This is a genomic window from Frankia sp. CcI49, from assembly GCF_001983215.1.
Classification (GTDB): Bacteria; Actinomycetota; Actinomycetes; order Frankiales; family Frankiaceae; genus Parafrankia; species Parafrankia irregularis.
In genome coordinates, this window is the sequence record NZ_MOWP01000005.1 from 35,856 (window position 1) to 54,311 (window position 18,456).

Below are 18,456 nucleotides of genomic sequence, written 5' to 3' on the forward strand. Positions count from 1 at the left end.
CATGACCACCGCGAACGGCAGTCACACCACCCCGGTCACCGGGACCGGCCAGCGGGCCGGGGAGAACAGCCTCGGCGAGGTGATCGCGGTCCTGCGCCGCGAGGCCCTGGAGGCGGGAGCCGGCGGCGGGCGCCCGGTGAGCCGGGTGCGGGTCAGCGCCGGGGACATCACCCTGGAGATCGACTGGACGACGCCCGCCATCCCGGGCGCCCGGGACGGCTCGGTCGCCACCGGGCCGGCTGTGCCGGCACCGGACCCGGCCGCGCTCGGGGCCCCCACCGGGTCGGGTCATGCCGACCTGGCCCAGGCCGCGGCGGCCCCGCGCCCGCGCGAGAGCGCCGACGACGCGCTCGCCTACGTCGTCCCGGCGCACACCGTCGGCGTCTTCTACCACTCCCCCGAGCCGGGTGCGGACCCGTTCGTGCGGGCCGGCGACACCGTCGTCGCGGGCCAGCAGGTCGGGATCATCGAGGCGATGAAGCTGATGATCCCGGTCGAGGCGGATCGCGGCGGTGTGGTCCGTGAGGTCCTCGTCGCCGACGCCACCCCGGTGGAGTACGGCCAGCCCCTGCTCACCCTGGACGTCGACGCGCCCACCGGCGGCCGGTGATGATCAAGAAGGTTCTCATCGCCAACCGCGGCGAGATCGCGCTGCGCGTCGCCCGCACCTGCCGCGAGCTGGGCATCGCCACCGTCGCCGCGCACTCGTCGGCCGACCGCGACAGCGCCGTCGTCGCGTTCGCCGACGAATCCGTCCAGATCGGCCCCGGACCGTCGCGGGAGAGCTACCTCAACATTCCCGCGGTCATCGAGGCGGCGCGCATCCGCGGCGCCGACGCCGTGCATCCCGGCTATGGCTTCCTGTCGGAGAACGCCGACTTCGCCGAGGTCTGCGCGGCCGAAGGGCTGACCTTCATCGGCCCGCCGCCGGAGGTCATGGCCCGCCTGGGCGACAAGGCCGTCGCCCGGCGGATCATGGCCGAGGCCGGCCTGCCGCTGCTGCCCGGCAGCCGTGACACCCCCGACCAGCCGGAGGCCGCCGCCGCGGTCGCGGCGGAGATCGGCTACCCGGTCATCATCAAGGCCGCGGCCGGCGGCGGCGGGCGCGGAATGACCGTCGTGCACGACGCGGACGCCTTCGCCCGCGCCTACCGGCACACCCGGGCGACCGCCCAGGCGGTGTTCGGTGACGGCCGCCTGTATGTCGAGCGGTACCTGCCGTCCGCGCGCCATGTCGAGGTCCAGGTCCTGGCCGACACGCATGGCAACGCCGTCCACCTGGGTGCCCGGGACTGCTCCCTGCAGCGGCGCCACCAGAAGCTGGTCGAGGAGACCCCGGCGCCCGGCCTGCCCGCCGAGGTCGTCGAGCCGCTCTGCGCGGCGGCGGTGCGCGGCACGCTGGCGAGCGGGTACGTCGGCGCCGGTACCTTCGAGTTCCTCGTCGACCCGCAGGGCCGCTTCTACTTCATGGAGGTCAACTGCCGGCTGCAGGTGGAGCATCCCGTCACCGAGATGGTGACCGGCCTCGACCTGGTCGCGGAGCAGATCCGGGTGGCCGCCGGCGAGCCGCTCGGCTTCGCCCAGGCGGACGTCGACGCCCGCGGTGTGTCGATCGAATGCCGCATCAACGCCGAGAACCCGCGGCGCGACTTCGCCCCCGCCCCCGGGACGCTCGAGGAGTTCGCCGCGCCCGCCGGCCCGTTCGTCCGGGTCGACACCCACGCCCGCCCCGGGTACCGCATCCCGGCCTACTACGACTCGCTGCTGGCGAAGGTCGTCGTCTGGGCCCCGGACCGCCCCCGGGCCCTCGCCCGGATGCGCCGCGCCCTCGAGGAGTTGCACGCGGACGGCCCCGGCGTGGTCACGACCACGGAGTTCCTGCGCGGCCTGCTCGACCATCCCCGCTTCGTCGCCGCCGAGCACGACACGGTGATGATCGAGACCCTGACGTCCTGACCACCACGCCGTACACATCACTCGCCGCAGGCAACCGTCCCGGCGGCCCGACGCGACGGGGCGTCGGGCCGGCCGCGTGGACGTCAGGCACCGACCCGGACGGAGACCTCGGTGCTGCCCTTGAGCGGGAGGGACATCCCGACGAAGCCGTTCGCGGGGTCGCGGACGTACTCCAGGTAGTCCTCCTCCGCGTTGTCGTTGACGACGATCGCGCCGGGCCGCAGCTGCGGGGCGACCAGGCCGATGATCGAACGGGACAGGCTCGGCGGGTTCGCCGTCGGCCAGCCGTCGACGAGCAGCAGGTCGACGGGCCCGCCGAGGTCGGCGAACGTCTCCAGCGCGTCACCCACCCGGATGTCGACCAGATGGTCCAGGCCCGCGTCGGCGAGGTTCTTCCGCGCCTTCGCCGCCTTCTCCGGGACGATCTCCGAGCCGATCACCAGCCCGCCGCCGTTGTCGCGCATCGCGGCGGCGAGGTACAGCGTGGAGATCCCCAGCGACGTCGCGCATTCGGCGACCCGGGTCGCGCCCGTCGCCCGGCACAGCAGGTAGAGCAGGTCGCCCTGCTCGGGCGCGATCGGGAACGCGACCTCGGTGAACTCGAACGGGTCGCGCGGCGGGAACCCGCCGCCCCCCGCCCGCGGACCCCGCCCGCCCCTCCCACCGGGACCACCCGGCCCGCCGGCGCCACCGGGGCGGGGGCCCCAACCGGGCGGCCTGCCCTCAGCCCTGACCCGCTCGATCACCGCGTGGACGTCGGGATCCCGCAACGGTCCGTTCAGCACATCACCCATCTGAACATCGCTCATCTGATCCTCCATCGAGCAATCGCGATACATCGCGATACTATCCACGAGTAGACGGCCCGCAAGCCGCGTACCGCAGCACCGGTGCCGGCGCGTGCCAAGCCGCGCCAGGCGATCAGCGCCGATGCCAGCCGCCGGCGCCGAGCCGCCGCACGCCCGCCACCACGCGCCGCTCGGTAGCAGGTCGCCACCGGCCCGCGACGGCACCGGAGCGCGGGAGACTGGTCGTCATGCGACAGGCGTTCGCCCACGAGGCCCTCGTCGAGATGCCCTCCGACGCTGACATCCACGCGCCCGGCGCGGCGGTGACGGTCGCCCTGTGCGGGCACTGGGACCATCCGCCGCCGTGCCCGGACGCGCCGCACCACACCGCCGCCGTCCGCACGCCGGACGGGGTGCGGCTGCGGATCCTGTTCGCCACCGAGCCGCCTGGGGAGCTTCCCGTCCGCCGCCGCATCGAGGAGGCGCTGCGGGCCGGGTGGCTGCGCGGCCCGGACGGCACCGTCACCCGCTGGCGGCTGCTCGGCTGCAATGCCTCATCGGTGACCGCCGCCGAGACCGCCCACGGCGCCCGCCTCGCCGACGGCTGATCACCGTCCACGCCGTCCGCCCGGCGCCAGGACGGCGCCACCCGCCCGGGCACCTACATCTCGCATCTCGGCTGGCCAGCCGGCTCCTGACTCCTCGCTCGCTCTCGTCCCGACTTCCTGGCGTAACGCCGGGTCGGTCCCGGATGCCCTAGCCTGTGACCATGTCGACCGGCCACCGCGTGCGCGCCCAGGTGGCGTGGGTGGTCGTCATCGCGGTCATGGCGCTGCTCGGCCTCGGTGCGGGAACAGACGGGTGGGCCGGCGGCCATCCTCCGGGCGGCATCGGCGGCGTGGCCACCACCTCGGCCCTGTCCACCGTGCCGCCGCTCCAGGGCGGCCCGCCGTTCCCGCACCTCGACCACGGCGCCCACCTCGCGAACTCGTCGCCGTCGTGGGCCGGCGGCCACGAGGTCGGCCTCGCCGCCGCGCTCGTTCCGCTCGTTCTCGCCGCTGTCTTCCTGGGATGGCGCTGCTCCCGCTGCGCGGCCCGGCCACTGCGCCCCGTCGGCCCCGGTGGCGCGCGCGACCCGCCGACGCGGGGTGGACGCCCGGTCTGAGCACCAGCGCGCCGCGCCGCGATCCGGCCGCCGCCGCTCGCCCCGACGCGGGCCGTGTCACCGGTGCCCTGTCACGCGCCAACCGCCGCCAGTGCCTCGATGGCCGTTCGCCGGCCAGGCGTCACCCGCATGCGCCAGGCTCGAAGCCTTCACCACCGGGAGCGACGGCATCGCTGACCACCTCGCTGACCACCTCGCGGACGACCTCACGGACGACCTCACGGACAAAGCGTTCCGGCTCCGCCACGGGCCCGCGCCCCAGGACGGCACGCGCGCGCCCGGTCCCGACGACCACCCGCCGGCCTGCCGCCCCACCCGCCGACGAATGCCGGCCGACGAATGCCGGCCGAACGCGGCCGGTCACTCGCGCCCGGCCGGCCAAGCCCACCTGAACACACACATCCTGAACTCGACACGTACCTCACTGACGGGGATCCCCATGAATGTCGAAGAAACCGGGCTTCCGGGAATCGGCCTGCGGCACGACTTCTCGACCCGCGCCGGCCGGCGGGTCGGTGTGGTGTCGCATCACAGCGGCCGCCGCGTCCTGGTGGTCTATGACGCCCAGGATCCCGATTCCTGCGCCGAGTCGATAAACCTGACTCCTGAGGAGAGCGATGTGCTGTCCGAACTACTTGGTGCTCCCCACATCGTCGAGAAGCTGGCCGACATCAGCCGGGCGTTCGCCGGCCTGGTAGGCGACCAGATCACGATCGTCGCCGGGTCGCCCTACGACGGACGACTGCTCGGCGACACCAGGGCCAGGACCCGTACCGGCGCGTCGATCGTGGCCGTGGTCCGCGACCGCCAGGTACTCGCCTCGCCGCGGCCGGACTTCAGGCTCCAGGCCGAGGATGTCGTGGTCGTCGTCGGGACACCGGAGAACACCGCCGCTGTCGGCGAGCTCCTGCGGTCCGGCTGAGGGGCGCCGCGACCATATGCATGATCTTGCCTCGATAATGATGGAGCTGGGCGCTGTCCTGTTCCTGCTCGGCCTCGTCGGCCACGGCGCGGCCCGGTTCGGGATCTCCCCGATTCCCTTCTATCTGCTGTGCGGCCTCGCCTTCGGCCATGGCGGGCTGATCCCGCTCGGCGCGAGCGAGGAGTTCATCGCGATCGGCGCCGAGATCGGCGTCGTGCTCCTGCTGCTCACCCTCGGCCTGGAATACACCGCCGGTGAGCTGCTGGTGGGCCTGCGGCGCAACGCTCCGGCCGGCGGCCTGGACCTCACCCTCAACGCCGCTCCCGGGGTGGCCGCCGCGTTCCTGCTCGGCTGGGACTGGCGCGCGGCGGTCGTGCTCGGCGGTGTCACCGCCATCTCGTCCTCCGGCATCATCGCCAAGGTTCTCGGGGACCTCGGCCGGCTCGGCAACCGGGAGACCCCGGTCGTGTTGTCGGTGCTCGTCCTCGAGGACCTCGCGATGGCGGTCTACCTGCCCGTCCTGACCGCGCTGCTGGCCGGCACGACGTTCGCCGGTGCGGCGCAGTCGCTCGCGATCGCGCTCGGCGCCATGGTCGGCGTCCTCTACCTCGCGCTGCGGCACAGCGCGCGGGTGACCAGGCTGGTGTACAACCCGACGTCCGACCGCAACGACGAGATCATCCTGCTGCGCGCGCTGGGCCTGGCGCTGCTCGTCGCGGGAGTGGCCCAGCAGGTGCAGGTGTCGGCCGCGGTCGGCGCCTTCCTCGTGGGCATCGCGCTGTCCGGCCCGGTGGCCGAAGGCGCGCGGGAGGTGCTGACACCGCTGCGCGATCTGTTCGCCGCCGTCTTCTTCGTGTTCTTCGGCCTGCAGTCCGACCCGGCGCAGATCCCGTCGGCGCTGCTGCCGGCGCTGGGGCTGGCAGCAGCGGGCATCGCCACGAAGACGTTCACGGGCTGGTGGGCGGCGCGGCGCTCCGGCATCGCCACCATGGGACGCTTCCGCGCCGGTGCGGCGCTGATCGCGCGCGGCGAGTTCTCCATCGTCATCGCCGGCCTCGCGGTCGCCTCCGACGTCGAGCCCCGGCTCGGGCCGCTCGCGGCCAGCTATGTGCTGCTGATGGCGATCATCGGCCCGGTGGCAGCCCGCGTCGTCGAGCCGCTCACCCGCGCCGCACTGCGCCGCCGGCGCGGCCCGCGCGCGGCGACCGGTCCAGCTCCCGCGACCAGATCAGCCCCGGCGACTGCCTCGCTCGCCGTGACCAGCCCGGTCGCGTTGGCTGGCCCGGTTCCTCCCGAACCACGCGGCCCGCTGTCGGTCGAGGCCGCCGCCGATCCGGCCGCCGCCGGCCGGGACGATCCGGCCGCCGCCGGCCGGGACGATCCGGCTGATCGGCCACAGTCTCAGCGGGACACCGTGCGCGACTGACTCCGGCCCCAGGCACCGGCCCGCGGCACGTCCGTCGAGGGCGTGACCGCGGCCAGCGCTCGGGCCGCGATGCCGCCGTCCAGCACGATCATCGGGCCGTTGGGGAAGGATCCGGAACCACTGGCTCGAACCACCCCTGAACCACCCGCTTCCCGAAGCCACCGCCCGAAGGTCTGAGGATTCCGCTGCTACTGCCGCTGGCCCCGAGCAAGATTGAAGGATTTTAGCTGCTACAGCAACCATAATCCTTCAATCTTGCGGATCGCCAAATGATTCCGCGCCCCGTTTGTCCACCTTGGCGTGAATTGCTGACGCTACGCGGCGACGCCGGATCCCCGGTGGGGCACCATGTGGTCGGCGGACGCGGACCGCCAGGTCAATATCGGTGGCCCCGGATCCGCCGCTTCTCTGGATTTTGCTACGCACTCCCCCCGCATCCACAATTCTCAGGGTCCCGCTCGGCAGCAGCGGCAGCCCGCAGCCACCGCCCGAGGATCTGAGCGTCTCCACGGCTAACGGAGGACCGGCGGCCCGTCGGCGAGGTAGTCGTGGATGCGCGCGAGATTGCTCTCCTGAATCTCGAGCTGGTCGAGCGTGGCGAGGTCATGAAAGCCGACCGCGGTGGATTCCTCGCTGACCTGCACCGATCCGCCCGTGATGGTGCAGGCGCAACAGATGTTGAACTGCTGGCGGATCTCACCGTTGTCGTAGGCGAAGACGTGATGCGGGTCGGAGTAGATACCGATGATGCGGTCGATCCTGACGTCGAACCCGGTCTCCTCCTTCGTCTCCCGGATGACGCAGTTCGCGAACGACTCGCCAATGTCCATCTGCCCACCGGGAAGGGCCCATTTCCCGGTATCGGCGCGCCGCTGCAGCAGGATGCGGCCCTCGCCGTCGACCACCACGGCAGATCCCCCGACGACCAGGGAGTTCGCGGCGGGAGCGTCAGGGTCGTGGTAGTAGTCAACGCGTCCCATCAGGCAATACCTCCTGGTCTCGACAGGTCGTTCGGCCGAGCAGCGGCCGTCCGGCATCCCTGCGCCGCAGGTCTCACTATGGCGACGGCCGGGCCGCATCCGCACGGGAACGCACCAGAAGCCCACGCAAAGTCACCAGACCCACCGGCCCACCGAGACGGGGCTCCTTTCCTGCGGCGTCGGCCCTGCCAGGAGATCCCAGCGGGGCTACCATCATCGGAGGATGCGCCGAAACCCGCGCGCGGCCGACCGTTTCGTGGAGGGGTCATGCCCGACCTGGGTGCACCGGAAATTCTGATCATCGCGATCGTCGTGCTGGTGTTGTTCGGGTCGAAGAGGCTCCCGGATGCGGCACGTTCCCTCGGCCGCTCGATGCGGATCTTCAAGTCCGAGGTGAAGGGCCTCCGCGAGGACGACCACAGCGAGCCGGCACCGGTGGCCACCACACCGGCCGTCGCCACTGCACCGGCCGTCGCCACCACACCGGCCGTCGCCCCCGCGGCACCTGTCGCCCCCGCGGCAGCGCCCGACGCCGCGACCCCGGCCGCAGGCGAGGCAACCCCCTCGGCCGCCGCCAGGTAGCACCGGCAGCGCTGGGCCAGCGGAGCAGCGCCGAGGAGACCGGCGCTGCAGAACGCCAGAGGCACTCAGGTCAGACAACCGGACACAGGGGCACGCAGCGGTATGGACGCACCGAGCGGAATCATCAGTGCGATCGTCACCGGGCTCGTCATCGGGGTGCTCGGCCGCCTCGTGGTTCCCGGGCGGCAGGCGATCGGCTGCCTCATGACGATCCTGGTCGGCCTGATCGGCGCCGCCGGCGGTCTCGCCATCGCGAACGCCATCGACGCCGCCTGGCTGCTGACGCTCCTGCTGCAGATCGGCGTCGCCGCCGTACTGGTACTGATCGCCGCGTCAGCCACCGGTCGCAACCAGTAGACACACCTCACCCGGCGAAAGCGCAGTTCAGCCAGCCTGCGCCCGGGGCGGACCAGGCACCCCGGTCCTCAGCCGGTGTTTCCGAGGCCGGCTTCGGGGCCGCGGTCGATCCCGACGCCGGGGCCGCGGGGCGGACGATGCGGTACCGGTTCGACCGCCGGCCGCCACCGATCTCGGTGACAAGGACACCGATCGACTCCGGCGCACGCACCGCGCGCCGGGCGGTCGACACCGACTCCTCGGCCCGCGCGGCCAGCGTGGACATCGACGGGAACGCGCCCGACCAGTCCTCCGCGTCGAGGTAATAGGCGACCGCGAGCAGCGTGGAACGCAGCACCCGCACCGAGACCACCCGCCCGCAGACCACGGTCGGGACAAGCTTTACGGCACGAACATGGAGTACAGCGCGGAGACGGCGGAGCGTTGTGCAATGCTGGAGGTCACGGTTCGGATACCTGCGGCTTTCAGGGTTCGGATCGAGGCCCCGTTCCGGTGCTCTAACACCGGAGCGGGACCGCTCCATCGATGGGGATGATCCACGTTAGCCCGCGAAACGATTCACACTCACCGGGCGTCCACCGTGACCACAACCAAGCCACATTCCGCAGCGTTTCCGCTGCTAGCAGCCCAGCACCCATCCAACGCCGAGCAAGCAATACAATAATCTATCTACTCGGCTGGGCCGCCTCAGAAATCGGGACACCAGCCCCGTGAACATCCCGACTTTTCGGCGCGAACCTCCGCCGCAGACAAGATTCAGATAATTGCCCTCCCACCTCTTCCCTCATCATTTCGCCGGTTATCCGGACAGCGAAGCCAGTGGACACGGCGCTGGAACGTGGGGGTGATCCGCTGGCCGCGGTGCCGCTGCCGGGAGTCCCTGCGGGCCGTCCTGCGAGCGGAGACAGACCGACGCACGGACTTTCGCCGACCCGCGCGGAGCGCGTACGGAGGTGTGGACGTCAACCGCCGGCGGTTCCTCCGCGTCACAGCCGTCGCCAGCGTCGCAACGGCTCCTCCTCCCCCCGCCCCCCGCACGCGAGCCGACCGTGCCGGCTCGCCGACAGCGATGACTGGTTGCGCGCGGCGTCACCTCACAGGGGCTTGATCCGCGGGTTTGAACGGTCGACTGTTTGGTGACGCATCAGAACATGGTCGTGCCACTCGTGGTCGACGGCTGGTATTTCACGAGGCGCCCTTGAGGGATCACGGCCCGAGTGTTGCCTTATGCCCCTCAAGATCGACCGAGCACCTGCGCGATCTCCACCTGTGAGCGTGCGTTCGCGCGAAGATCCGCTTTCAGCGCGTCGGCGTCTTTGGCACTAAGATCCTGGCCGGCGAGTTCGGCCCGCATCAGGTAGTACACGTGGTGGCTCGCGTCCGGGAACCGCGGTGCGGGTAACGTCGTCCCCAAAGGCGTCTCGACCATTTCCTCGACGTCTCCCATCAGCTGGTCCATGTAGTACATCGTGTACAGGGAGCAAAGGAGTGCGACCTTGTTGCGAGCCATGAGGAGTTGGGCGAACGCGTCTGCGCGACCGCCGCTGTCGGCGCGATCAGCCACGTTCCCTTCCCGGCGATGAAACCCGAATTTGCGAAATATGTTCTGATAGGCGTTCCAGAACTCGACAAATGCAGCCCGTTTCTCCAGCCGAATCGCGGCCGAGGCTTCTAGAGACTGCTGCCGAGCAACGCTTTCCAGCTGAGCTCCACGCTGCATTCGTGCTGCGTAGACAGCGCCGGCGATACCGGCGACACCGACAAGGGCGGTGGCCACTGGTGTGACCCAGTCCTGACTCATGAAACCGGCGTCCCCCATCAGCGTCGCGGTTGCCGATGAGGGTGTATCACGAGCGCAAAGGCCTGCGTGCCGTGATCGCGGATCTCTGGGATCGCGTCGCAGGCCGCCGACGGCCCCTGCCTCAGCGCACCTGAGGCCGTGGTGGCGCCGGACTGGTCAGGTGGCCGCGGACCGCTAACGTACGGGGATGGCAACCGGGACTCAGTCTGATCTGGCTTTGGAGAGCACCGCCTGGGATCTTGGGCCGCTGCTCGGCGGGCAGGGCGAGGAGAGCATCGACGGGCAGCTCGCCGACGCACAGGCACGCGCCGAGGCGTTCGCGCGGCGCCACGCGGGCCGGGTCGCCGCGCTGGACGGGCCGGGGCTGGTCGCCGCGATCGGCGAGCTGACCGCGATCTACGAGCTGATCGGGCGGGCGGGCAGCTACGCGTCGCTGCGGTTCTCCACCGACACGGCCGATCCCGGCCGGGGTGCGCTGATGCAGAAGGTGCGGGAGCGCTCGACCACGATCGAGACCACCCTGCTGTTCTTCGGCCTGGAGTGGGCGGCACTGGACGACGATGCCGCCGAGCGGCTGCTCGCCGCGGACGGCCTCGACCACGCCCGCCACTACCTGCGGACGGAACGGCGCTACCGCCCCTACCTGCTCAGCGAGCCGGAGGAGAAGCTGCTGACCGAGAAGTCGGTGACCGGCCGGGCGGCGTGGAGCCGGCTGTTCTCCGAGCAGGTCTCGGCGATCGAGGTCGGCGCGGGTGGGGCAGGCGGCGCGGGTGGGGCGGGCGGCGCGGGGGCCGGTGGGGAGGCGCTCGACGTCGCGCTGAGCCGGCTGGCGTCCAGTGACCGTGAGGTCCGGCGGGCGACCGCCGAGGCGGTCACCGCCGCGCTGGCGCCGGGGCTGCGCACCCGTGCCTACATCTTCAACACGCTGATTCACGACAAGGCGGTGAACGACCGGCTGCGCGGCTATCCCACCTGGCTGACCAGCCGCAACCTGGCGAACGAGGTGTCGGACGAGTCCGTCCAGGCGCTCGTCGCCGCCGTCCGGGAGCGGTACGACATCCCGCAGCGGTGGTACCGGCTCAAGGCGCGGATTCTCGGCCTGCCCCGGCTCGCCGACTATGACCGGATGGCCGCGGTCACGACCGCCGACGAGCAGTTCGGCTGGGAGCAGTCACGCGATCTGGTGCTCGACTCGTTCGGCGCGTTCTCGCCGGAGATGGCCCGCCAGGCCCGCCGGTTCTTCGACGAGAAGTGGATCGACGCACCGGTGCGGCCGGGCAAGCGGGGTGGCGCGTTCGCGAGCTCGGCGGTGCCGACGGTCCATCCGTACGTCATGCTGAACTTCACGTCACGGCGCCGGGACGTGCTGACCCTCGCGCATGAGCTGGGCCACGGCATTCATTTCGCGCTCGCCGCGAAGCAGGGGATCCTGCAGCAGAACACGCCGCTGACCGTGGCCGAGACGGCGTCGGTGTTCGGCGAGACGATCGTGTTCAACCGGCTGTTGGCACAGACGTCCGACCCCGAGCAGCGGCTGGCGCTGCTGGCGGAGGCGGTCGAGGGGGCGATCGCCACCGTCTTCCGCCAGATCGCGATGAACCAGTTCGAGCAGGCCGTCCACACGCAGCGGCGGACCGCGGGCGAGCTGTCCGTCGACGGTTTCAACGAGGCCTGGGTGGCCAGCCAGCGGGAGCTGCTCGGCGACTCGGTGGAGCTCACCGAGGGGTACCGGACGTGGTGGAGCTACGTCCCGCATTTCATCGGCACGCCGGGCTACGTGTACGCGTACGCCTACGGGCAGCTGCTGGCGCTGTCGGTGTACCAGCGCTACGTCACCGATGGTGCCGCGTTCGTGCCGCACTACCTGGAGATGCTCGCCGCCGGCGGGTCGCGCTCCCCCGAGGAGCTGGGCCGCATCGTCGGCATCGACCTCGCCGACCCGGGGTTCTGGGCGGCCGGGCTCGACCTCGTCGAGGGCCAGCTGCAGGCCGCCGAGTCGGCCGCCCACGACGCCGGGCGGACCGCACCGGCCTGAGCCTCGCGCCTGCCCGGCAGTGGCGTCAGCCGATCCGGCCGGCCGGTGCCGGGCACGCGGCGGGGGGCGCGTCCGCGAAGCCTGTCGCCAGGTAGCCGTCGCGGCCCGGTACCAGGGTCACCCGGACCCGGGACCGGATGCCGACCTCCCCGGTCGGAACCGCCAGCCGGAGCTTCTCCCGCGCGGTCTCGTCGACACAGCTGTCCACCGCGATGCTGCCGCCCTGCTCGGACACCGAGGTCACGAGCAGGTGCACCGGGCCCCGGGTGGAGCGGCCCGCGTCCCCCCGGAGCAGGTCGACCAGGCTCATCAGGCTGCTCATGAAGCTCGAGTCCACCCGGGCCTGCAGCGCACGCAGCTCCGGGCGGTCGCTTTCCTGGATGCCGGTGAAGGCGGCCCAGAAGGCGAGATGATCACGCAGGACGGGGCTGTTCGGGTCCACCCCGGCCGCGATCGTCAGCTGCACGGAACCCGCGCTGCCCGCGGCGGTGCCGGCCGGCGCCGGGGCGTCCTCCTGGCCACCGGCACGAGCCGGGGATCCGGTGCCGTCCCAGGAGGTGAGCGGCGCGAGTGCGGAGACGAGCTGGCGGTCGGTGGGGGCGCTGAACACCTCGGCGCCCGCCCACGCGACCTTGACCGAGGTCGGGCAGCCGGCGGCCGCCGGGTCGACCGGCAGTGTGGCGACGACCGCACCGGTGTGCGCCTCGCGCACGGTGATCCGGTAGGAGGTGCGGAAGAACGGCACCTCGTCGGCGGCACCGATGTCGAACCGGCAGATGATGTCGGTGGGTTTCCGCCTGTCCCGCTCGGCACACGCCACCAGCTGGGTCCGCGCGATCGGGGCACCGAACGCCGCCCGCTCCTGCTGGTCCGTGTCGGCCAGCAGGCGGATCGACAGTTTCGGGCCGGTGGGGTCGTTCCCCTGCGGCTGGCTGAACACCGTCACCGGATGCGGGCCCGGCCCCGCGTAGGGCGGCGCGCCGGTCAGGGCGACGTCGCCGTCGCAGACATCGCCCAGGGTGCCTCGGTCGACCGGTCCGTCGACAGCGCGTACCGCCGCGCCGTCGGTCCCGGCCCCAGCATCACCGGATCCCTGGCCTCCGCAGGCGACGGAGCACCCGATCACCATTCCGGCGACAGCCACCGACACCCAGCGCCGCATGCCTGATTCCCACCTCACGTGTCTCACCCGACCGCGGCGATGTCCAACCCGCAGCTCGATACCCGGCAGGCACAAAGCGCCCCAGAAAACAGTCCCCGTGGAAAAGGCCTCGCGCCGACAACGGCACGACCAGCATTTCCCGCACCCTACCGGCAGGCGGGGCAGGCGGCCCGTCCCGGTCCCGACATCGGGGATTCCCCGGCGCCCGTTGGGCGCCGCGCGATGTGACGGCCCGGCCGTTGTCAGCCGGCGCTTTCTCTGCCGGCGGCGACACCCTCGGCCACATTCATTCACAACACAGGAACTGGCACGCCGACGCCGACGCCTGGCCTGACCGGCGGCGCAGGCGGAGGCTCAGAGCGGCCGGAGCAGGCTCAGAGCGTCGGGCAGAGTGTGGCGAGGAACTCGGTGGTCCGGCGGCGGGACTCGACCCGGGCGGCCAGGTCCGCGCCGAGCGGGATCACCCGCGCGCCGAGGTCGGTGACACCGGCGTCGCGGTAGCGGCGCAGGCGGTCGAGGATCGCCGCCTCGTCGCCGGCGGCCATGACGTCGCCGATGCCGCGGGCGTCGCCCTGCTCCAGCAGCCGCAGGTAGTTCGGGGAGAGCTCGGCATGCCCGAGGGTCTGCTCGGCATGCTCGCGGGCCGCGTCCACCTCACCCGGTGCGCACAGCGCCACCGGCACGCCGGCGACGATCCGCGGGGTCGGCCGGCCGGCGGCCTCGGCCGCCTTCGCCAGCCGCGGCGCGACATGGTCGGCGATGGCCCGCTCGTCCGCCATCCACAGGATGGTGCCGGACGCCTGGCCCCCGGCCAGTCCCAGCATCACCGGCGCGAGGGCCGCGAGCAGGATGGACGGCGGCGCGGTCGCGGCCGGGTCGAGGACGTCGAGCGGGCTGTGCACCCGGTAGCTGTCGTTCTCGACGTCGACGCGCCCCGCTCCGGCGAACGCCGCGTTCAGTACCTCCAGGTAGTCGCGCACCAGGCGGGCGGGACGCTCGTAGGGCAGGCCCAGCTGCTCGGTCACGATCCAGTGGTGCGACGGCCCGAGCCCCAGCGTGAACCGGCCGCCACAGGCGGCCTGGGTGGACAGCACCTGCTGGGCCATCGCGACGGGGTGCCGGGTCTGGATCGGCACGACCGCGGTGCCCAGCTCGATCCGGCTGGTCGCCTGGCCCATCAGCGTGACGGCGGTCAGCGCGTCGAAGTAGCCGGGGACCTGCGGCACCCACATCGAGGTGAAGCCGAGCTCCTCGGCCTGGCGCGCGTCGGCGGCGAGGTTCGCCGCCCGGTCCCGGGCGGGCCGGTCGCGGTCCGAGCCGATCATCGTCCCGATGCGCATCGTGGCAGCCCTCCAGTGGATCGGCGGCAGATCACCCGTCCGCCGGCGCCCGTCGGCAGCCACCGGCGGGACGAAGCGCTTCGGACGATACCGAGACGATCACTCACACGGTGCGGGTCCGCGGCCGGGTCGGCGCCGGCGCTGCGGCCGAGGCCGACCCGGCCGCGGCCTACTTCAGGCCGGAGCGGACGAAGGCGCTCACCACGTGGCGCTGCAGCATCAGGTAGATGGCGAAGATGGGCAGGCACGCCAGGCCCGACCCGGCCATGAGACCGCCCCAGTCGGGGCCCTCGACACCGACGAACAGCCCGCGCAGGCCGAGCTGGACGACGGACTCGGCCCGCTGCAGCACCAGCGCCGGCCAGAAGTAGTCGTTCCAGGCGTTGATGAACAGCACGATCGCGAGCGCCGCAAGCGGGGCCCGCAGGTTCGGCACGATGACCGTCCACAGGATGGACCAGGCCGAGCGGCCGTCGATGCGGGCGGCGTCGATCAGGTCCCGGGGGAAGCTGGCCATGTGCTGGCGCAGCAGGAGGACGCCGAGCGCGGACACCAGGTTCGGGATGATCACGCCGGGTAGCACGTTGAGCAGGCCCAGGCGGTACAGCAGGGTGTAGTTCGGCAGCATCGTCACCTGGAACGGCACGAGCCAGGTGCCGACGAACGCCAGGTACAGCAGCGTCTGGCCGCGGAACTTCCAGGCGGTGAAGGCGTAGGCGGCGAGCAGCCCGACCAGCATCTGGCCGACCGCGACGGCCAGCGCCACCAGGAACGTGTTGAGGATCAGCTGGCCCATCGGCAGGACGTCGGTGACGTGCGTGTAGTTGCCGATGGACAGCGGCCAGGGGAACAGCGTGACGTTGTAGACCTCGTCCGGCCGGCGCAGCGAGGTGGCGTACATCCAGTAGATCGGGAAGATGCAGAACAGGCTCAGCCCGGCCAGTACGCCGTGCCCGACGACCGCGCGCACCCGGTCACGCCAGCCGCTCTCCCCCGCAGGGCCGTCGTCGCCGGAGCGGCCGGAGCGGCCGGTCGCCGCCCGTGCCGACACCCGCCGCGGCGCAGGCGCGTCAGGCGTGGCCGGCGTGGACGGCGGGCCTGCCGGGGCCGGCATCGCCGTGTCGGCCGCTGCCATGGGGAGCTCCCTTCGAGGGCGTTCGGTGGTGTTCGGTGGTGTTCGGTGTTGTTCGGGGGCGTTCGGGGTGACGTCGCGGCGACCGCACCGGACCGTCAGGAGTCCCGCGATGTCAGGACTCGCGGACCGTCAGGACTCACGGAACGTCAGGAGTCGTGGAACGTCAGGCGGTCGGAGAGGCGGATCAGCCCGACCGCGATCACACCGAAGGCGACGAAGAACAGCAGTCCCGCGGCGCTGGCGAAGCCGGTGTCGAAGTTCTGGAAGCCGTACTCCCAGAGCAGGTAGTAGACGTTCGTGGTCTGCGAGTCCGGCCCGCCCTGGGTGAGGGTGTCGATCAGCGGGAACGTGAGGGTGCCGGACATCAGGACGGTCATGAGCGCGAGGAAGACCAGCGTCGGCGACAGCAGCGGCAGGGTGATCCACCGGGTGATCTGCCAGCGGGAGGCCCGGTCGAGCACGGCGGCGTTGCGGTACTCCTCGTCGATGCCCGCCAGCCCCGCGCTGACGACGAGCACGGCGAAGCCGAGCAGGTGCCAGCCGGTGATCACGACGATGGCGATCTGCGCCGGCCGGGTCTCGTGGATCCAGTTGATCTCGGTGCCGAGGACCTTGTCGACGGCGCCACTGTGCGGGTCGAGCATCCACTGCCACAGCGCCGCACCCGCCACCGGCGGCACCAGCACCGGAGCGAAGATCAGGGCGCTGTAGACGGTGCGCCCGCGGCCGCCGATCGCGGACGTCCACAGCGCCACGATGGTCGGCAGCACGACGGTGAACAGCATCAGCGCCAGCGTCATCATGGCCGTGATCCACAGCGCGGTCCGCAGCTCGGGCAGGTCCAGCAGGCGGTGGTAGTTGTCCAGCCCGACGTATTCCTTCGGGGTGGTGGGCAGCAGGTTCCAGGAGAAGAACGACAGGTTGAGCGCGGCGGCGAGCGGCCGGTACGTCCAGACCGCCAGGCAGCCGACGGCGGGCAGCAGGAACAGGTAGGGCGTCACGCCCTGCGCCGCTCGCCGGGCGAGCGGCGGCCGGCGCGCCGTGGCGACGGTGGTCGCCCGCGGTATCGCGGCGACCTCGACGAAGGTTCCGGACATTCCTGGTCCTCACGCGTTCTGTTCTGTGCGGCCTGTGCGGTCTGTGCGCCTGTTCGGCAACCGGTTCCGTTCGGCGGTCGGTTGGTGTGCGGCGGTCGGTTCTGTGCGGCGGTCGGAGCGCGGCGCCGGTCCGCCCGATGCTGGTCGCCCCCGGCGGGCGGGACGGCACGCCGGGGGCGACAGCATCTGGGTTCTCTCAGTGGTTCGTCACCGCGGCCGCCGGTTCACCGACGGCCGCGGGTTGGTCGACGCCGTTCAGGACTTGGGCAGCAGCTTCGTTGCCTCGGCCTGGGCGTCGGTCAGGGTCTTCTTCGGGTCCGCGCCGTTGTAGACGACGTTCTCGACGGCGCCGAGCATCGCGGTGCGGATCTGGACGTAGTCCTTGCCGGGGAAGGACACCCACGGCTTGAGCTTGGCCAGCTGGTCGAGGTTCGGCTTGATCAGCGGGTTCTCGGCGGCCCAGGTCTTGAGGCCGTTCGGGTCGTCGAGCAGGCCGGTGCGCAGCGGCAGGTAGCCGATGCCACTGGTGATCTTCGTGTAGGCGGCGTCGCTGGTCAGGAACTCGATCAGCTCCCAGGCCGCACGCTGCTTCGCCGGGTCCTTGGAGAACATGAACAGGGCGGCACCGGAGTTCGTCGGGACGACGGGCTTGCTGCCGAACGCCGGCATGGTGGCGGCCTTCAGCGTCCACGCCGGCTTGGAGCCGGCCGCGCCCTTGATGAAGACGCCCTGCGCCGAGCTGCTCTCGATGATCATACCGATCTCACCGCGGGAGAAGGCCGGGTAGGCCTGGTCCTGCGACAGCTTGGGGCTGGCGCCCGAGTTCACCAGGTCCTGGGCCATCGTGACGGCCTCGACGGCGGGCGCCTCGGCGAAGGTCATCCTGGTCTTGTCCGCGGAGATCACCGTGCCGCCGTTGGAGGCGACCAGCGCCTGGTAGCACCAGTCACCGGAGACCTTGGTGAGGCAGTCGATGTAGGCGCCCTGCTTGCCGGTCTTGTCCTTGATCGCCAGCGCGGCGGTCTTGAACTCCGCCCAGGTCGTCGGCGGCTTCTCCGGGTCGAGGCCGGCCGCGCGGAACAGGTCGGCGTTGTAGTAGAGGACCGGCGTCGAGAACACGAACGGCACGCCGAAGGTCTTGCCGTCGACGTCACCGAGGGTCTTGGCAGCCGGGGCGAACGGGTGCGTCCCGCCGAAGTTCTCCTGGACGGCGTCGCGCCCGACGATGTCGTCGAGCGGCTTCGCGCCGAGCGACTCGACGGCGTAGTTGAGATCGCCGAAGGTGAGCTGGGCGACGTCGGGGGCGTTGCCGGTGGCCAGCTGCGCCTGGATGCTGGCGGTGGCCGCCGTGCCGAAGCCCTTGAGGGTGGACGTCTGCGGCTTCTGCGCGGTGACCGTGATGTTCGGGTGGCTCTTCTGGAAGTCCGCGACCAGGGCGTCGAAGGTCGGTGTCCAGGAGGCCTGGGCGAGGTTGTAGCTCTCGAAGACGATCGAGACCTTCTGGTCCGGACCCAGCTCCGGTACCGCCTTCACGGTGGGGGAGGCGGGGGACGCCGCGGTCTCGTCGCCGTCGTCCGATCCACACGCGGCGAGGCCGAGTGTCAGCGCGAGGGCGGCAGCGCAGGCGGCTGCCACGCCCCGGGCAGAGCGCCGTCGAATCACGTCTTGCTCCTTTTACAGTCGTACCTGGCGTCGATGTGATGCGTTGTC

At 71.6% G+C, this 18,456-nt stretch carries 18 protein-coding genes; 9 read left to right on the forward strand and 9 right to left on the reverse strand.

Features of this window, described 5'->3' with window-relative positions; translation table 11 throughout:
* The first annotated feature begins 1 nt into the window (after position 1).
* Positions 2 to 610, forward strand: a complete 609-nt coding sequence (locus CcI49_RS03495; RefSeq protein ID WP_076824269.1) for a biotin/lipoyl-containing protein — start codon at positions 2 to 4, stop codon at positions 608 to 610.
* The gene (locus CcI49_RS03500; RefSeq protein ID WP_076824271.1) at positions 610 to 1,956 is read left to right on the forward strand and encodes an acetyl-CoA carboxylase biotin carboxylase subunit; all 1,347 of its coding nucleotides are present in this window, start codon (positions 610 to 612) and stop codon (positions 1,954 to 1,956) included. Before CcI49_RS03495 ends, CcI49_RS03500 begins: the two co-directional genes overlap by 1 nt.
* 83 nt (positions 1,957 to 2,039) lie before the next feature.
* On the opposite strand, the gene CcI49_RS03505 is transcribed toward CcI49_RS03500, so the two are convergent.
* Positions 2,040 to 2,750 carry a class I SAM-dependent methyltransferase gene (locus tag CcI49_RS03505; protein WP_076824421.1) on the reverse strand — a complete coding sequence of 237 codons (711 nt, stop codon included), beginning with the start codon at positions 2,748 to 2,750 and terminating at the stop codon, positions 2,040 to 2,042.
* A 242-nt stretch (positions 2,751 to 2,992) separates the two neighbouring features.
* On the opposite strand from CcI49_RS03505, the gene CcI49_RS03510 reads away from it, so the two are divergent.
* The 4 genes from CcI49_RS03510 (at position 2,993) to CcI49_RS03525 (ending at position 6,257) form a co-directional block, all read left to right on the forward strand.
* Positions 2,993 to 3,352, forward strand: coding sequence for a hypothetical protein (locus tag CcI49_RS03510; protein ID WP_076824273.1), 360 nt, complete (start codon positions 2,993 to 2,995; stop codon positions 3,350 to 3,352).
* Between the two features lie 155 nt (positions 3,353 to 3,507).
* The gene (locus tag CcI49_RS03515) at positions 3,508 to 3,909 is read left to right on the forward strand and encodes a hypothetical protein (RefSeq protein ID WP_076824275.1); all 402 of its coding nucleotides are present in this window, start codon (positions 3,508 to 3,510) and stop codon (positions 3,907 to 3,909) included.
* Between the two features lie 439 nt (positions 3,910 to 4,348).
* Positions 4,349 to 4,831: a cation:proton antiporter regulatory subunit gene (locus CcI49_RS03520; protein WP_076824423.1), complete on the forward strand. Its 483-nt coding sequence runs from the start codon at positions 4,349 to 4,351 to the stop codon at positions 4,829 to 4,831.
* 16 nt (positions 4,832 to 4,847) lie between these two features.
* The gene (locus CcI49_RS03525; protein WP_076824277.1) at positions 4,848 to 6,257 is read left to right on the forward strand and encodes a cation:proton antiporter; all 1,410 of its coding nucleotides are present in this window, start codon (positions 4,848 to 4,850) and stop codon (positions 6,255 to 6,257) included.
* 512 nt (positions 6,258 to 6,769) lie between these two features.
* Here CcI49_RS03525 and CcI49_RS03530 read toward each other — a convergent pair.
* On the reverse strand, positions 6,770 to 7,237 hold the full coding sequence (locus CcI49_RS03530; RefSeq protein ID WP_054567343.1) for an NUDIX domain-containing protein: 468 nt from the start codon (positions 7,235 to 7,237) through the stop codon (positions 6,770 to 6,772).
* 267 nt (positions 7,238 to 7,504) lie between these two features.
* Here CcI49_RS03530 and tatA point away from each other — a divergent pair, with 267 nt between their 5' ends.
* Together tatA and CcI49_RS03540 are read left to right on the forward strand one after the other, a co-directional pair.
* Positions 7,505 to 7,819 carry a Sec-independent protein translocase subunit TatA gene (tatA, locus tag CcI49_RS03535; RefSeq protein WP_076824279.1) on the forward strand — a complete coding sequence of 105 codons (315 nt, stop codon included), beginning with the start codon at positions 7,505 to 7,507 and terminating at the stop codon, positions 7,817 to 7,819.
* Between the two features lie 102 nt (positions 7,820 to 7,921).
* Positions 7,922 to 8,176, forward strand: coding sequence for a hypothetical protein (locus CcI49_RS03540; RefSeq protein WP_076824281.1), 255 nt, complete (start codon positions 7,922 to 7,924; stop codon positions 8,174 to 8,176).
* Positions 8,177 to 8,183: 7 nt separating this feature from the next.
* Here CcI49_RS03540 and CcI49_RS03545 read toward each other — a convergent pair whose 3' ends face one another.
* Complete coding sequence (locus CcI49_RS03545; protein ID WP_158230704.1) at positions 8,184 to 8,519, reverse strand: hypothetical protein; 336 nt, start codon at positions 8,517 to 8,519, stop codon at positions 8,184 to 8,186.
* 891 nt (positions 8,520 to 9,410) lie between these two features.
* Positions 9,411 to 9,977: a hypothetical protein gene (locus tag CcI49_RS41405; RefSeq protein WP_131830998.1), complete on the reverse strand. Its 567-nt coding sequence runs from the start codon at positions 9,975 to 9,977 to the stop codon at positions 9,411 to 9,413.
* Positions 9,978 to 10,164: 187 nt separating this feature from the next.
* On the opposite strand from CcI49_RS41405, the gene CcI49_RS03555 reads away from it, so the two are divergent.
* Positions 10,165 to 12,012, forward strand: coding sequence for a M3 family oligoendopeptidase (locus CcI49_RS03555; RefSeq protein WP_076824288.1), 1,848 nt, complete (start codon positions 10,165 to 10,167; stop codon positions 12,010 to 12,012).
* 25 nt (positions 12,013 to 12,037) lie between these two features.
* Here the strand turns inward: CcI49_RS03555 and CcI49_RS03560 are convergent, their stop codons facing one another.
* From CcI49_RS03560 to CcI49_RS03580, 5 genes are all read right to left on the reverse strand, one after another.
* Positions 12,038 to 13,192, reverse strand: a complete 1,155-nt coding sequence (locus CcI49_RS03560) for a hypothetical protein (RefSeq protein ID WP_241839875.1) — start codon at positions 13,190 to 13,192, stop codon at positions 12,038 to 12,040.
* Positions 13,193 to 13,548: 356 nt separating this feature from the next.
* Positions 13,549 to 14,514, reverse strand: coding sequence for a TIGR03564 family F420-dependent LLM class oxidoreductase (locus tag CcI49_RS03565; protein WP_076824425.1), 966 nt, complete (start codon positions 14,512 to 14,514; stop codon positions 13,549 to 13,551).
* Positions 14,515 to 14,683: 169 nt separating this feature from the next.
* Entirely contained in the window at positions 14,684 to 15,649 is a 966-nt protein-coding gene (locus CcI49_RS03570) for a carbohydrate ABC transporter permease (protein WP_193209668.1), read from the reverse strand.
* 146 nt (positions 15,650 to 15,795) lie between these two features.
* Positions 15,796 to 16,746 (reverse strand): sugar ABC transporter permease, encoded by a 951-nt coding sequence (locus tag CcI49_RS03575; protein WP_054567350.1) that lies wholly within the window; start codon positions 16,744 to 16,746, stop codon positions 15,796 to 15,798.
* Between the two features lie 255 nt (positions 16,747 to 17,001).
* The gene (locus CcI49_RS03580; RefSeq protein ID WP_076824292.1) at positions 17,002 to 18,408 is read right to left on the reverse strand and encodes an ABC transporter substrate-binding protein; all 1,407 of its coding nucleotides are present in this window, start codon (positions 18,406 to 18,408) and stop codon (positions 17,002 to 17,004) included.
* Positions 18,409 to 18,456: the final 48 nt, after the last annotated feature.

Coding starts and splice junctions, on each gene's coding strand:
- CcI49_RS03495 (WP_076824269.1), top strand. CDS start 2: ATGACCACCGCGAACGGCAGTCACACCACCCCGGTCACCGGGACCGGC.
- CcI49_RS03500 (WP_076824271.1), top strand. CDS start 610: ATGATCAAGAAGGTTCTCATCGCCAACCGCGGCGAGATCGCGCTGCGC.
- CcI49_RS03505 (WP_076824421.1), bottom strand. CDS start 2,750: ATGGGTGATGTGCTGAACGGACCGTTGCGGGATCCCGACGTCCACGCG.
- CcI49_RS03510 (WP_076824273.1), top strand. CDS start 2,993: ATGCGACAGGCGTTCGCCCACGAGGCCCTCGTCGAGATGCCCTCCGAC.
- CcI49_RS03520 (WP_076824423.1), top strand. CDS start 4,349: ATGAATGTCGAAGAAACCGGGCTTCCGGGAATCGGCCTGCGGCACGAC.
- CcI49_RS03525 (WP_076824277.1), top strand. CDS start 4,848: ATGCATGATCTTGCCTCGATAATGATGGAGCTGGGCGCTGTCCTGTTC.
- CcI49_RS03530 (WP_054567343.1), bottom strand. CDS start 7,237: ATGGGACGCGTTGACTACTACCACGACCCTGACGCTCCCGCCGCGAAC.
- tatA (WP_076824279.1), top strand. CDS start 7,505: ATGCCCGACCTGGGTGCACCGGAAATTCTGATCATCGCGATCGTCGTG.
- CcI49_RS03540 (WP_076824281.1), top strand. CDS start 7,922: ATGGACGCACCGAGCGGAATCATCAGTGCGATCGTCACCGGGCTCGTC.
- CcI49_RS41405 (WP_131830998.1), bottom strand. CDS start 9,977: ATGAGTCAGGACTGGGTCACACCAGTGGCCACCGCCCTTGTCGGTGTC.
- CcI49_RS03555 (WP_076824288.1), top strand. CDS start 10,165: ATGGCAACCGGGACTCAGTCTGATCTGGCTTTGGAGAGCACCGCCTGG.
- CcI49_RS03565 (WP_076824425.1), bottom strand. CDS start 14,514: ATGCGCATCGGGACGATGATCGGCTCGGACCGCGACCGGCCCGCCCGG.
- CcI49_RS03570 (WP_193209668.1), bottom strand. CDS start 15,649: ATGGCAGCGGCCGACACGGCGATGCCGGCCCCGGCAGGCCCGCCGTCC.
- CcI49_RS03575 (WP_054567350.1), bottom strand. CDS start 16,746: ATGTCCGGAACCTTCGTCGAGGTCGCCGCGATACCGCGGGCGACCACC.